This is a genomic window from Streptomyces sp. NPDC047043, assembly GCF_040644055.1.
Lineage (GTDB): Bacteria > Actinomycetota > Actinomycetes > Streptomycetales > Streptomycetaceae > Streptomyces.
In genome coordinates this window covers 25,559-39,762 of the sequence record NZ_JBEYVO010000058.1, presented here as the reverse complement: position 1 = coordinate 39,762, position 14,204 = coordinate 25,559, and the positions used below count along the sequence as shown (strand labels likewise).

The window sequence follows — 14,204 nt, the reverse complement described above, 5'->3', positions numbered from 1 at the left end:
GGCCGGAATCTCCCGGCCCGCCCGCACGGCCCGGTCAGGGCAGCTTGACCAGGGTGTAGTCGTCGCAGTACCCGGCCGCCGAGCCGGTGTTCTTGTAGCAGTACACGCCGGCGGAGGTCGTCGTGGCGCCCGTCGTGAAGAAGATGGGCTGCTGGGCGTAGGACGTCGCGGAGGTGCGCAGATACGTCTCCGTGCCGCCGAAGCTCTTCACGCCGACCGCGACCTCCTCACCGGCCGTGGCCACCTTGGCCCACGCCGCGAGCAGGTACGTGTTGCCGGCGGTCAGACCGCTCACCGTCTGGATGGCCCCGCTCGCACTGGCCGCCGTCTGGAGGGCGTACGTGCCGGTGCGGGCGTTGGACGCGGTCACACTGGACGCCGTACTGGTGCTCTGCACCCAGGGAGTCAGCGCGCCGGTCTCGAAGCCGGGGTTGGTGATCGCGTTGGTGGCGGAGGTCAGCGGCTCCACCGCGAGGTCGTCGCAGTAACCCGCCCCGCTGCCACCGGAGTTCTTCCAGCAGTAGACGGTCGCCGAGGTGCTCGACGAGCCGGTGGTGAACAGCACCGCCGCCTGTCTGTACGACGTCGTGGCGAAGTTGGTGTAGGTCTCCGTGCCCCCGAAGTCCTTCACCCCGATCGCCAGGGTCTCCCCCGCATTGGCCACCTTGGCCCAACCGGTGAGCAGATAGGTGGTGTTGGGGGCCAGGCCGGTCAGTGCCTGGTTGGCACCGCTGCCGCTCGCCGCGGTGTTCAGCGCGTAGGTCCCGGTACGGGCGCCCGATGAGGTGACCGACGAGGAGCTGGCACTGGCCTGGGTCCAGGGGTTCAACGCACCTGTCTCGAAGCCCGCGTTGGAGAGCAGGTTGCCGCCGGTGCCGTTGTAGGCGCCGATGTTGGGGGCGGCCGTAGAGGAGACGGTGTTGCCGAAGGCGTCCTTGCCTCCGTTGTCGGAGATGACCGCGCCCGCCCGGATCACCGCGGAGGACGGGTGGACCTGGTAGGCGTTCACGCCGGTGTAGGACGAGGAGTTGGCGTTGCCGGGGTTGCGGAACTGCGGGTCGGAGGTGACCTTCGCCGAGTCCGTGGGCTCCGACGACGGGTGGTTGCCGTAGAAGAGGTTGTTGGAGTAGACGGACGAGCCGGTGGTGGAGAAATAGCCGCCGGTGCCGTAGTTGAAGACCGCGTTGTTCTTGAAGGAGAGCGCGCCGGAGATGCTGGAGCCCGCCCGCGAGTACAGGATCGGGGTGTTCAGGCCGCTCTTGTTGACGTAGATGCTGTTGTTGTAGATGAGCGGGACCGCGACCGAACTGCCGCTCTGGTTGGGGACGCCGCCGACGAAGTGGAAGACGCCGGTGCCGTGGGTCGCGGTGCCCGAGGTGGGGCAGCCCGCGTTGGAGCCGTCGTTCTCGCTGATGTTGTAGCGGATCACCGTGCCGTCGCTGGGGACGGTCGAGGTCGGCTCGTCGGAGACGCTGATCGGTGGCATGACCAGCATGAAGCCGCCGAGGTTCTGGTGGCTGTAGTTGTACTGGAACGTGGTGTTGTGGTTGCCCCAGTCCGCGTCGTAGCCGGTGCCGTCGGCGCCGTTGACGTGGCAGTAGACCTCGTTGTTCTGGACCACGGTGTTGGAGCTGCCGGACATCCAGATGCCGGCCGAGGCGCCGTTGCAGTACTGCCCGGAGGGCGGGCAGGTGTTCTTCGCGCCGCCGTAGCCCGCCTTGTTGCCGTCGATGAGGGCGCCGTCGTTCTTGACGACGAGGATGTCGTCTGCGCCGTCGTAGGTCATCGTGTTGCCGCGGATGACGGTGCCGGTGGTCAGACCGGTGCCCTGGCCGTCCCCGTCCGGGGTCACGGCGACGGCGATTCGGTCCACGTGGTCGAAGGTGTTGTTCTCGACCACGATGTCGTCCCAGGTGGAGACGGGCGTGGTGTGGTCGGTCTGGACGCCTACGCCGGCGTTGGTCGCGTACCAACCGCCCGGCCAGCCGCTGATGTTGTGGATGTACATGTCGTGCACCCGGATGTGGTGCAGCACCCCGCCCGAACTGTTCTCGGCCAGCACGCCAGAGCGGTAGGCGGGGGAGGAGGCCGAGTTGACCAGCTCCAGGTCGCCTATCTCCCAGTACTGCTGGTTAAGCAGGTGGATGACGGGGCCGGTGGCGCCGTTCGCGTCGATGATGGGCTTGGCCCCGCTGCCGTAGGAGCCCAGGGTGATCGGGCTGCCCGAGGAGCCGGAGCCGCCGGGGGTGAGCTGGCCGGTGCAGGTGCTGCCGGCGGCGAACAGGATGCTGTCGCCCGCGCCGAACGTGGTGCCGTTGACGCTGCTCACGGTGTTCCAGGGGCTGGCCTGGGTTCCGCTGCCGTTGGTGGCGGCCGAGCAGTTCACGTAGTAGGTGGTGCCGGCCGCGAGCGCGGCGTGGGCCGGGACCAGGAGTGCTCCCGCCAGCATGGCGAGGAGGGCCAGAACGCGGGATGCCCGGCGGGCCGGACGCGTCGTTCTGCGACGCTTCATTGCGACGCTCCTTCTTGGGTGATCGAGTCCTCCGTGCCGCGAATCGGGACACGGGGCTTCGTGCGCCGGGCGCCCGCGCATCCAGCCGCGGAGCTCCCGGGATCCGTGGCCACCGCGCGGCGGCACCGGGCTACCGCGCGGCGAGCGTGTCCAGGGCGGACGTCTCCGGAAGGGACACCGACGTCTCCAGGACGGAGGCGTGCCGCATGCCCGGCGGCAGGCTCAGGGAGACCGGCTCCCACGTCACGCCGTCCCGGCTGCGGATCGCCCCGTACCTTCCTTCGAGGAAGTGATCGAAGATCATGACCCACTCGTCGCCCCGGCGGAACAGCGACGGCCCCTCCGCCAGGGAGGGCGTCACCGGCCCCCGCGGCGGCGCGTACGGGCCGCCGGGGACGTCGAACGTCGTCAGGTGGATGTCCTTGTGCGCGGTGGCGGTGTCGTTGATCCCGCGCTCGTCCTTGAAGGCCATCAGGAAGCCGCCGCCGGCCAGTTCCCGCACGGTGGCGTCGATGACCGAGTGACCGGGGTCGAAGAAGACGCCGGGTGCGGAGAAGGTGCGGAAGTCCTCGGTGATGCAGTGCCAGATCCGGTGGTCCTGGGTGCGGTGTTCGAAGTCCCGGCCCTCGGCGGTGCCGCCCGGCTCGACCACGGACGACCAGACGAGGTGGTACAGCCCCGTCCGGCGGTCCAGGAAGAACTCCGGTGCCCAGGCGTTCAGGGCCCCCGGCACCCCGGCCATCACGGGGATGAGCCGCTGCTCGGACCAGTTCACCAGGTCGGCGGAGGTGGCGTGGACGATGTCCGGGCTGGTCCAGCCGTCGGTGGCCAGCAGATGGAACAGTCCGTCGGGGCCGACCCCGAGGAACGGGTCCCGCAGCCGGCCGGTGCCGACCGAGCCCCGCAGGACCGGCCGCCCGCCGTTCACCGTCGCGAACCGCTCGCCGTCATGGCTGTGGGCCAGGTGGAGCGCTTCGTCGGCGTCGGTGAAGTAGGAGACCACGTACATCGGTGAGGGGTCCTTCCGGAAGGGCGGAACGGGATGGATGGCGGCAGGGCGTGGCTGGATGGATGGCGGCAAGGCAGCGGCGCAGGCCCGGGACAGGGCGCCAGGGCCGTACGGCTGGACGAAGGGCGATGGCGCGGGGAGTGGCGGTGATCAGGACTACGGCGCCAAGGCCCGCGGCGCTCTGGAGGGCCCTCGCGGTACGGTGGCGCGAACCGACCGCCTCGCCGGGTGGAGCCGTGCGCAGAGCTGACGGGTGGGTTACGGCCTCAGCCGTGAACTGGCGGGCCCGGGTCAGGACTTGACGGCACCGGCGGACATGCCGGCGACCACATGACGCTGCAGGAAGACAAAGACCAGGAAGAGGGGCAGCACACCGAGCAGCGCGGCCGGGAAGAGGGTCGTCGGCTGCACGGTGTGCGGGTCGATGAACGAGTACGCGTTGACCATGACCGTGCGCTTGTCCGGGTCCTGCAGGAAGACCAATGGGACGAGCAGGTCGTTCCACACCTGGAGCGAGACGAAGGTCAGCAGTGTGCTGGTGATGGGCCGCAGCAGCGGCAGGATGATCGTGAAGAAGGTGCGCAGCGCCCCGCAGCCGTCCAGGGCCGCGGCCTCTTCCAGGTCGGTGGGGATCGAGCGGATGAAGCTGGTGTAGAAGAACACCGAGACCGGCAGGAACATCGCGGTGTAGACGAGGACCACGCCCGCGTAGTTGTCCAGCAGGTTGAGGTCCCGCATGAGCAGGTACAGCGGTGCCACCACGACGAAGACCGGTACCGAGGTACCCACGATGAACAGCCGGTAGACCCAGGTGGACCAGCCCTGGGTGATACGGGCGAGCGGGTAGCTCGCCAGGGAGCCGAGCACGGTGATGCTCAGACAGGACAGGCCGGTGATGAGCAGGGTGTTCAGGGCGCTGCGGCCGTAGTGGATCTGGGAGAAGGCGTCGGAGAAGTTCTTCAGGGTGAAGGTGTGCGGGACGCCGAGCGGGGCCCGTGCCAGGTCCGCCGCGGTGCGCAGCGACGTGACGACGGTGAACACGAACGGCAGGACGAACACCAGCACGCCGAGGCAGAGCAGCACTGTGCCGAGTGTGCCGAGGACCCGGCGCCGGGCGCTCCCGGAGCGGGTGGGGCCGGAGCCGGCCGGGGGCCGTGGCTCGGCGTGCCGGGATGCGGTCTTGGGGGGAAGGGTGTGTGAGGTCATGGTCGGGTCCGCCCGTCAGATTCGTCGCTCGCGCAGGCGGAGCAGGGAGGAGGTGGCGCTGGACAGGATGACCACGGTCACCAGGAGGAGTACGGAGATGGCGATGCCGAGGGCGAACTTCCCGCCGCCGAAGACGTTCCGGTAGACGAGGGTGGTCAGGGTCTCGGTGGAGCCGGCGGGGCCGCCGTTGGTGAGCACCAGCGGGAACTCGAAGACCTTCAGGGAGCCGATGAGGCTGAGGGTCACGTTCACGGTGAGGGCGGGCGCCAACATGGGCCATTCGATGGAGCGGAAGCGCCGCCAGCCGCCGGCGCCGTCGACCGCGGCGGCGTCGAGGAGTTCGGTGGGCAGGCTCATGTAGCCGGCCAGGAAGATGGCGCAGGAGTAGCCCGCGAACATCCAGATGTTGACGGCGGCCACCGCGTAGAGGGCGGTGGAGGTGTCGCCGAGCCAGACGTGCTCCAGCGAGTCGAGGCCGAGGAGTCCCAGCAGGGCGTTGATGCCGCCGTCCGGGGCGAAGAGGTACGACCAGATGAACGCGGCCATCACCGGGGAGACCAGCGTCGGGGTCAGCAAGGTGACGCTGAGCGCCTTGCGGACCTTCGGCCGGCGGAAGAGCATGCTCGCGAAGAGCAGACCGAGGCCGTTCTGGACGACCACGACGACGACGGCGTACAGGATCGTGTGCCACAGGGCGGCGGTGACGTCCGGGTCGTCCGCCATCGCCCGGTACTGCTCGGCGCCGACGAAGTGGGCGATCGGTCCGCCGAGGCTGTCGGTCATGCTCAGGTACACGCCGCGGGCCAGCGGATAGAGCATGAAGACGGCGTACACGGCGATCGCCGGAAGCAGGAAGGCGGCCATGGTGGCGCGCCGGCGGTGGATCACGGGAGTCTCCTCTTGCCCGAATGGCCGTGGTGGGGGCGGTCAGGAGCCACCCGGCACTCCCACCACGGCTGCCCTGGGGGCGACTTACTTCGCGGACGCCGCGGTCTGGATGTCCTTGAGGGTCTGCGCCTCGGACGCCTTGCCCAGCAGATAGGCCTGGATCTTCGAGCCCACCTCGGTCTCCGTGTTGGCGCCGTACCAGGTGTTGGTGGGCATGATCCGGTAACGGCCGTCCTTGAAGGCGGTGGTGAACGCCGTGGTCTCGGTGCTCTCGGGCGTAGTGCCGCCCGTGAACGGCGATTCGGCGTGCTCGGCGTCGAGGTACTTGGCGAGGTTCTCGCTCTGGGACCAGAAGTCGACGTACTCGCGGGCCGCGTCACTGTGCTGCGACTGGGAGTTGACGGCCCACATGGTGCCGGAGAAGAGCATGCCGTTGGGCTTGGTGCCCGTGGCTCCGCCCGGCCAGGGCGCGAACTGCACCGGGAACCCGGCCTTCTTGACGTTGGAGACCTGCCAGGCGCCCTGATACCAGAAGGCGCTCTTGCCGGCGCTGAAGCTCTGCGGGCCCTGGGCCCACTCGTCGACGCCGATTTCGTTCTGCCAGTCGACGTACCCCTTGTCCTCCAGGGTCTTCAGCTGGTCGAGCGGTCCCTTCCAGTCCGGGGCGAAGGAGGCCTTGCCGGCCAGGAAGTCGGAGTCCCACTGCTTGTTCTTCTGGTAGACGAGGGTCGAGCCGCTCGCCTGGAACACCGAGCTGCCGGTCCAACCGGACTTGTCGGGAAGGGAGATGGGGGTGATGCCCGCCTTCTTGACCTTGGCGAGGTCCGCGAGGAAGGTCGGCCAGTCGGCCGGGACCTCGGTGATGCCGGCCTTCTTGAGCAGGTCCATGTTGGCGTACAGGCCGATGCCGATCAGCTCCATCGGCATGGCCAGGGTCTTGCCGTCGGACTGCGTGAAGGCCTTGGCGTCCGGGGCGATCTCGCCGACCCAGGACTCCTTGGACAGGTCCGCGAGGTAGCCGGAGGCGCCCCACTTCTTCGCCTTGTCCGCGTCGACCATGATCACGTCCCCGGCCTTGCCGCCCAGCAGCTGGGGCTGGAGCTTCTGGGTGTAGGTGGGGTCGGCGGTGGTGTACTCGAAGTCGATCTTGATCTTCGGGTGGGCCTTCTCGAAGGCCTTGTTGATCTCCGCGACGTTCGCGGGCTCCGCGCCGCCGCCCTTCCAGCCCTGGACGTGCAGTGTCACCGTGCCGTCACTGGAAGCCCCGCTCGATCCGCCGCCGCACGCAGCCAGCGACATCGCCATGGCGGCGACCGTGGTGGCGATCGCGACACGTCTCCCGGAATGCTTCATTGCACACCTCACCCATCGTCGGTAGGGACCGACTCGTCATGTCTGAAGGGGGATTGATTCGGTCGGGCCGCATCCGGGTGGGTGTGGCGCCGATACGACGGAAAAGGGGTCGGTGGACCCGAGTTGCGGCCAATGTTTAGCGCCGATGGCCGGGAACTGTAACGCAAAACATGGACGACATCTAGACGTAATTTTCGATCCGCGGTGAGGGCTGCCCACGATGCCGCTCACTGCCTGCTCGTAGGGGCTTCCCGCCGTGCCACCCGCTGCCTTATCGTTACAGTTTCCTGGAGGTTTCCGGCGGCTCATGGTTAAGTGAGCCGACCTGCCCGGCGGCCCCGGTGCGGCTCAAGTGCTCGGCGGACAGAAGGAGTTGGAGTGACCGGACGGGTGACCATCGCGCAGGTGGCCGAGGAGGCCGGCGTCTCCGCGATGACCGTGTCCAACGTCATGAACGGCAAGCCGGGCGCCTCCGAGGAGACCCGCCGCCGGGTCCTGGAGGTCGCGGGCCGCCTCGGCTACCGGCCCAACGTCTCGGCCCGCAACCTCAAGGGCGGCCGCAGCGGGCTCATCGGCCTCATCGCCCTCGACCTCACCAGCCAGTACGGCCTGGAGATCCTGCGCGGTGTCGCCGACGAACTGGCCGACGCGGAGCAGGAACTGCTGGTCAACGCCTCGTACCACGACGCGGTGCGGGAGAAGGACCGGGTGGAGTTCCTGGGCCGCGGTCTGGTGGACGGCGTCCTGATGATCGCGCCGGTCCTGGAGGACGAGACGGTCGGGCTGCTGAGCCGCCGGAACCTGCCCTGCGTCATCATCGACCCCCGGCGCCTGGACGTCCCGCTGCCCCGGCTGACCGTCGACAACTACCACGGCATGCGCCAGGGCACCCAGCACCTGATCGACCTGGGGCACACCCGGATCGCCTACCTCCGCGGTGAGGAGGACCTCGAAAGCACGTCCGTCCGCTTCCAGGGCTTCGAGGACGCCATGCGGCTCGCGGGACTGAAGGTGGCCGAGGAGATGGTCGCCACCTGCGACTTCTCTTACGCCAGCGGGTTCCGCGCGGCCACCCGGCTCATCGCCGACCACCGCCCCACGGCGATCGTCGCCGGCGCGGACCTCATGGCGCTCGGCGCCATCGACGCCGCCCGTGCGAGCGGCCTGGACGTACCCACGGACTTCTCGGTCGTCGGCTTCGACGACCTTCCCCAGGCAGCCCAGAACTTCCCCGGCCTGACGACCGTACGCCAGCCCCTGCACGACATGGGCCAGAAGGCGGCTCGCGCGCTACTGGCCCTCATCGACGGCGGGAAACTGCTGATGGAACACATGGAGCTGGGCACCGAACTGGTCGTACGCGACTCCACGGCACCCCGCTCCACCGGCACCACGGCGTGAGCGCGCACCGCGCCCTACCGCGGCCGCACCGTGCCGCGCCCTACCGCGCGGCCCCGGCAGGGAGCGAGGGCCGGGTGCCTTCGGCGGTCTCCTGGACAGGCCGGCAGGGCATCGGGCCGAGCGACGCCGGCGTCGACCCGGTCGACAAGCCGCGCACCCCCTGTCCCGCGGACCGGATGCCGTAGCGCACGTCGGGTGCCCGGTCGCCGTACCGCTCAGGACGCCCCGCCATGGGCGCGGATCGCCTGCCCGGTGACCCATCGGCCCCCTTCGGAGGCGAGGAACGCGACGACATCGGCGATGTCCTCGGGCTCGGCGATACGGCCCAGCGGGGTGCGCGCGGCGATCTGGTCGATTGCCGCGGGGGGCAGGTGCTCGACCAGCCCGTCGGTCCGGGTGGCGCCGGGAAGCACACTGTTGGCGGTGATTCCGCGGGCGCCGAGTTCGTGCGCGAGGGTGCGCACCAGGCGATCCGTGGCCGCCTTGCCGGCGCCGTAGATCCCGCCGTTGGGTATGTGGTCGACGGAACTGCCGCTGGAGACCACGACGATCCGCCCGCCCTCGCGCAGTCGGTTCGCAGCCTCGCGCAGCGCGACGAAGGCGGCTCGCGTGCTCTGGACGACAGAGATCTCGAAATCCTCGTCCGTGGCGTCGGCGATCGTGGTGAACCGCGGCGAGCCCACGTTGTGCACGAAGATGTCGACCCCGCCGAAGTGCCGGTCCGCCGCGTCGAACAGGGCGCGAAGCTGTTCGGCAACGGTGGCGTCGGCCTGGACGGCCACGGCCCGTCCCCCGTCGGCCTCGATCTCGGCGACGACCTTGTCGGCGGCCTCGCGTCGGCTCAGGTAGTTGACGATCACGGCGACCCCGTCGGTCGCCAGCCGCACGGCGACGGCTCTGCCGATGCCCCGGGAGCTTCCGGTGACGATGGCGGCCTTCCGTTCGGTCATACGTGGCTCCTCGGAGTGGTCTGCTGCGGCGCGTGCGCGGTGCGCGGTGACCGGCAGGGGGATGTCCCGGGCCCTTCTGATCACCTTCGCCAAGTCTCACACCTCGCCCGAACGCCGACGCGGGAGCGTCCCGGCGAACGGAACGACCCGTTGTGCCAGGGACTTTGACACGCGTCGCCGGAACGGGAGAGCGGAGCCGGCGCCGAGGACGGTTCGGTGTTCCGGAGGCCGGAACAGGGACGCCGGGCGGCTCGCCGTCTGCCGGAACATGTGTGGGTGCCATCCACCAGTGGGCCCGGTTCCCGGAGATCGGCCGCCGTCCCACGCGCGGCCGTCGCGGAACCGACGACGGCGACGGTGAGGCGACCACTCAGGCATGCGCTCCTTTCCGTCCGCCGTCCTGACCGAGGAGATCGAACGTGACGTATGTCGACCTCGACCATGACCTTTGCGAGGGCCACGGGCTGTGCGAGCAGGTGGCTCCCGAGATCTACCGGCTCGATGACGAGGGTGAGTTGGAGCTGCTGGTCACCGAGGTGCCGCCGGAGCTGCGTGCCAAGGCCGAGGCGGGGGCCCGCACCTGTCCGGTCGCCGCTCTGCGCGTGCACGGCTGACGAGGCGCACCCCATGGCCGAGCCGCGCCGCCCGCCTTCCCCGCTCGCCGCCGCGCGCCGTCCCGTCCTTCGAGCCCCGTCCTCCCCTGGAGAGCCGCCATGACAACTTCCGTACCCGCCGAACCCGCCACCCCGTCCACCCCCTTCGACCCGCTGAACCCCCGGCACCAGCAGGAGGCGGCCGAACGCCTCGCCGAGGCACGCCGCAGCTGCCCGGTGTCGCATCCCCGCGCCGGCATCAGCGTCGTCGCGGCGGAGAAGGACGTACGCGAGGCACTCAACTGCCCGGCGTACTTCTCCAACCACGGCAACTTCACCCTGGACGACTCGGTGGCCCCGCCGTCCGCGGCGATCACCCGCATGGACCCTCCGGACCACACCGCGCTGCGGGCCCGGCTGCGCAAGTGGTTCGCCCCCGCCAAGCTGCGCAAGCAGGAGGCGCGGATCCGGGAGATCACGGAAAGGATCGCCGCCGGACTGCCCGAGAGCGGGACCGCCGACCTGTACGCCCTGTTCTTCAACCGGATCCCGGCGCAGGTCGTCTTCGCGCTGCTGGGCCTTCCGGAGGAGTCGTGGTACGAGGTCCAGGGCTGGACGGACCGGGTCTCCGCGGACCTGGTGCCGAACGGCTTCCGGGGCCCCGACTTCGAGGCCCTTTTCGGGTTCCTGACCGGCGAGGTGGAACGCCGCCGGGCGGCCGGCCCGACCGGGGACGACGTCATCGACGGCCTCGTCCATGCCGAACCGGGCGAGCAGGAGTTCACCACCCGGGAGGCCGCCGGTCACATGCTGCAGCTCGTCTTCGCGGGCACCGACACCACCCGGAGCCTGGCGACCAACCTCACCTACGAACTGCTTCGGGACCCCGGGCTCTGGGAGCGCGTACGTCAGGACCGGGCACTGCTGCCCATGGCTCTGGAGGAGTCGCTCCGCCATGATCCTCCGCTCCGGTTCGTCATCCGTACCGCGAAGGACGGCGCGGAGTTGTCCGGAAGCCCCATTCCGAGCGGCAACAAGGTCCTGCTCAGCCTCCAGTCGGCGGGCGCCGACGAGCAGGTGTGGGGGCCGGAGGCACAGGAGTTCAGCCTCGACCGGGAGACCCTGCCGGCGCATCTGTCTCTCGGCTACGGCATCCACACCTGCCTGGGTGCTCCGCTGGCCCGGCTGGAGGTGCGCGTCATGCTGGAGGCACTGCTCGACCGATACCCGGGCATGCGGCTGGCCGAGGACTACGTCTGGGAGAAGACCCCGGGTGACATCCTGCACCGGCCCCTTCGGCTGGACGTGGTTCTCGGCTGACCGGACCATCCGGCCCCGTGACCGCCGTCGGCGTCTGACCGGGACGGCGCCGACCCGCTCCGGGGCCGGAGCCGGCATGCCGTTCCGCGGGCGGCGGGGCCCGCGGCTCTGCCGTCGCCCTTCCGGGGCCGTGCGGCAGACGGCCCCGTACGACCGCAGTGTGGCCCCGTACGACCGCCGCGCGTGACCGCGTCGGGTCATGAACCCTTCGCCCGCGTCATGGGCCCGTCGACGCCGAGCGGGCGCGGTCGGTGATCGAAGTGAGGACGAATCGGTACAGATGGGCACTGATGGCCGTCCTGATGTCCGGGACGGCGTCCGCGTGGGCGACGAGACCGGTGACGAAGGCCAGGGTGAGCGCGGCGAGTTCGTCCGCGAACTCGTGTGCGTCGGGGATCCCGGAGCTCCGGGCCACCTGTTCCAGGACGGAACCCAGCCACCAGTGCCGCCGCTCGTTGTCCTCCCGAACGATCGCCCGCACCTCCGTGTCGTCGGACGGGTGGAGTTGCAGCGAGGCGAACAGCCGGAACAGCGGTACGTGCCCGGCGACGAGGTCGGCCGCGATCTCGTACCGGGCGGCCAGGCGCTGGCGGGTCGGGGCGGGCACGTCGTCCACGGCGGACAGGCCCTCGAAGCACGCCGTCATCCCGCGCCAGAGCACGGCCCGCAGCACACCGGACTTGCTGCCGAAATGGTGGTAGACCGAACCGACCGGCAGACGCGACATCTCGCAGATCTGGCCGATGGTCACGTTGGCGTAGCCCCGAGAGCCGAAGAGCTGTTCGGCGGCGTCCAGAATCCTGGTCGCGCTGCACGGAGTGGTGTCCACGCTCAATCCTCGCCGATCGGCGCCGGGGAGTCCCCGCGGGGCAACGGTCCCGCACCCGCGGAGAGTTGCTCGATCACAGACGACCCCCCAGTGGCTGGAATATGCGTTCCAGGGGGATCGAACCGATACGGAGGCCACGGCTTCCCTGCCGGGCGAAGGGCTTCATGGTCTCTGCCGGTCATGGAACCGGACTGTCACGGCAGCATGTTCGGCCCCCGGTCCGTCGTCCCGAGGGCTCCGGGACCCTGCTCAGCGGTGCGAAGTCCGTGTGCTCCGCGGCGGCTCTCCAGCGGTCCAGCTGCGCTTTCGACCACCCGACGAAGCTTCTTGAGGGGGCGTCGGCGGCCGTTTCGGTCATGTCCGCTCCTCAGGTATGCGCTCATCCGGCATCCTCGGTTGTAGTGAACCCGTTTGGTTCTCGCCGCAAGGAGTTCCGTTCGTCGGAACGGAACCAACGCGTGCTCACGCGCCGAACGAACGGATTCGCAGGCAACCCGAGTCGATCGACGCGACGTGTCGGCGGCAGCCGAGATCATCATGAACCAGGACAGTGGCGAAGATCGCTTGCGAGTGTCCACGTCGGAGCCCCCCGAGCCCGTGACTCCTTGCGGGCCGTGACTACTCCGGCCGCGGAGTGAAGGAGACCGTCTCGGAGAACGTCGCGTACGGCCGTGGAGGCTCGGGCAGCAGTCGTGGGGCGCGGGACGGGTGGTAGGGCGTGTTGTCCGTGGTGCCGCGCGTCGGCGGTGTCATCCCGGGAGGTGTCTCACCCTCCGCGAAGTCGAACATGCGGGGGCCCAGGGCGCTGTCGACCCAACTCGTGGCGAAGGGGGTGCGGAACGTCGTGTAGATGTGGAAGTGCCAGAACTTCCAGCGGCCGTTCTCCTTCACGAAGTCGACGCCGTAACGCCCCCAGGACCAGAAGACGTGCGCGTCGCCCTCGGGCCCGGCGAACGTCTCGTGGCCCGGTGACATCCACACGCCCTTGGCGGTCCTGCCGTCGTCCGCGACGACGACGAGGGCGGTCGACGTGGCGTGTTCGGTCATCATGCCCGGGCCCACCGGCGGCGCACCGTCCACGTAGCAGAGCCGGATCGCCTCCGCCCCCTCCCAGACACCCCAGTCCTCCGGCTCGAACGACAGGTCCGGTTCGGACAGCGCGAAACAGGTGTCCAGTTCCTCCTCGTTGAGGCCCGCCGCGTGCAGGTACTCGTGCCGGCTCATGAGGTTCTCGATGGCCCACACGTCCTCAAGAGCGGTGATCCGCCGCTGCAGGCCGGCGAGTTCCGCGGTCGGCTGCTCCTCGTCCGGCTCGAAGGCGACCTCGTCCGGGACGACGGGGTCGTACGCCGGCGGTGCGTCGGGCGAGTAGCCGGGCGCGTGCTCACCTGCCCTGCGGGCCCGCCGGGCCGTTTCGACCCAGTCCTGATCGAACGGTGTGCGGAACCTCGGGACGATCCGCGCCCGCCGGATGCGCCAGGCGCCGTCCTCCGGCACGAGATCGACCTCCAGATGGGCCCACAGCCATTCCGCGTCGGGCTTCGAAGACGCGGTGCGGCGGCTGGAGGCGCCGAGGACCATCCACACACCCCGGGCCCGCGTGGCGTCGCGGTCCACATGGACATACGGCGTCAGCAGCGCGTTCTCGGCGAGGAGGCCGTCCCGCGCATCCCCGTCCTGCCCTGCCGCGGTGTCCGTCCGCCGCCGTCCATCGCCGTCCGGCGCCATCTCGGTCGCCCGGACGAGGAACTCACGGATCGCGTCGAGGCCGACCTGTTCACCCAGCCCCTCGACCCGCACGGACACGGCCGGGTCGTGCTGGACGCACAGGCCCAGCACCTCGTCGAAGCGCTGGGCCGCCAGCAGGTACTGACAGCGGGCCAGCACGGTCCGGATCTCGTGCGTGGCCTCCACCCGGGCGAGGCGCCGCGCCAGCCGCGCGCCGATCTGCTGGGGCATACGGGAAACCTTTCGTCGGAGGGGAGTCGTGGATCACCGTGCGTCACGCAGGGCCCGGCACGGAAGGGGCGACGGCATGACGTCTGCTGATGCGAGGTATGCCGTTCGTCGGCAACTCAACTCCTTCACCGCAGGCCGGTGCGCCGTCCAGACTCCGAGGCGGCAGCACAGAGCGCCGCACGGA

11 protein-coding genes are annotated in these 14,204 nt (G+C 69.8%); 3 read left to right on the top strand and 8 right to left on the bottom strand.

What is annotated here, in order from left to right:
* Positions 1 to 34: 34 nt before the first annotated feature.
* From ABZ880_RS51860 to ABZ880_RS51840, 5 genes are all read right to left on the bottom strand, one after another.
* Positions 35 to 2,512 carry a carbohydrate binding domain-containing protein gene (locus ABZ880_RS51860; protein WP_361278399.1) on the bottom strand — a complete coding sequence of 826 codons (2,478 nt, stop codon included), beginning with the start codon at positions 2,510 to 2,512 and terminating at the stop codon, positions 35 to 37.
* 130 nt (positions 2,513 to 2,642) lie between these two features.
* Complete coding sequence (locus ABZ880_RS51855; protein ID WP_361278397.1) at positions 2,643 to 3,521, bottom strand: glycoside hydrolase family 43 protein; 879 nt, start codon at positions 3,519 to 3,521, stop codon at positions 2,643 to 2,645.
* A gap of 291 nt (positions 3,522 to 3,812) precedes the next feature.
* On the bottom strand, positions 3,813 to 4,727 hold the full coding sequence (locus tag ABZ880_RS51850; RefSeq protein WP_361278395.1) for a carbohydrate ABC transporter permease: 915 nt from the start codon (positions 4,725 to 4,727) through the stop codon (positions 3,813 to 3,815).
* Positions 4,728 to 4,742: 15 nt separating this feature from the next.
* Positions 4,743 to 5,615 (bottom strand): sugar ABC transporter permease, encoded by an 873-nt coding sequence (locus ABZ880_RS51845; RefSeq protein ID WP_361278393.1) that lies wholly within the window; start codon positions 5,613 to 5,615, stop codon positions 4,743 to 4,745.
* Positions 5,616 to 5,699: 84 nt separating this feature from the next.
* Positions 5,700 to 6,968, bottom strand: coding sequence for an extracellular solute-binding protein (locus ABZ880_RS51840; protein WP_361278391.1), 1,269 nt, complete (start codon positions 6,966 to 6,968; stop codon positions 5,700 to 5,702).
* A 378-nt stretch (positions 6,969 to 7,346) separates the two neighbouring features.
* On the opposite strand from ABZ880_RS51840, the gene ABZ880_RS51835 reads away from it, so the two are divergent.
* Positions 7,347 to 8,369: a LacI family DNA-binding transcriptional regulator gene (locus ABZ880_RS51835; RefSeq protein WP_361278388.1), complete on the top strand. Its 1,023-nt coding sequence runs from the start codon at positions 7,347 to 7,349 to the stop codon at positions 8,367 to 8,369.
* A gap of 215 nt (positions 8,370 to 8,584) precedes the next feature.
* Here ABZ880_RS51835 and ABZ880_RS51830 read toward each other — a convergent pair whose 3' ends face one another.
* Positions 8,585 to 9,319: an SDR family oxidoreductase gene (locus tag ABZ880_RS51830; protein WP_361278385.1), complete on the bottom strand. Its 735-nt coding sequence runs from the start codon at positions 9,317 to 9,319 to the stop codon at positions 8,585 to 8,587.
* Between the two features lie 419 nt (positions 9,320 to 9,738).
* Between ABZ880_RS51830 and ABZ880_RS51825 the strand changes: the two genes are divergently transcribed.
* Together ABZ880_RS51825 and ABZ880_RS51820 are read left to right on the top strand one after the other, a co-directional pair.
* On the top strand, positions 9,739 to 9,933 hold the full coding sequence (locus ABZ880_RS51825) for a ferredoxin (RefSeq protein ID WP_361278383.1): 195 nt from the start codon (positions 9,739 to 9,741) through the stop codon (positions 9,931 to 9,933).
* A 99-nt stretch (positions 9,934 to 10,032) separates the two neighbouring features.
* Complete coding sequence (locus ABZ880_RS51820) at positions 10,033 to 11,232, top strand: cytochrome P450 (RefSeq protein ID WP_361278381.1); 1,200 nt, start codon at positions 10,033 to 10,035, stop codon at positions 11,230 to 11,232.
* A gap of 217 nt (positions 11,233 to 11,449) precedes the next feature.
* On the opposite strand, the gene ABZ880_RS51815 is transcribed toward ABZ880_RS51820, so the two are convergent.
* Positions 11,450 to 12,061 (bottom strand): TetR/AcrR family transcriptional regulator, encoded by a 612-nt coding sequence (locus ABZ880_RS51815; RefSeq protein ID WP_361278379.1) that lies wholly within the window; start codon positions 12,059 to 12,061, stop codon positions 11,450 to 11,452.
* Positions 12,062 to 12,679: 618 nt separating this feature from the next.
* Positions 12,680 to 14,020, bottom strand: coding sequence for a nuclear transport factor 2 family protein (locus tag ABZ880_RS51810; RefSeq protein ID WP_361278377.1), 1,341 nt, complete (start codon positions 14,018 to 14,020; stop codon positions 12,680 to 12,682).
* Positions 14,021 to 14,204: the final 184 nt, after the last annotated feature.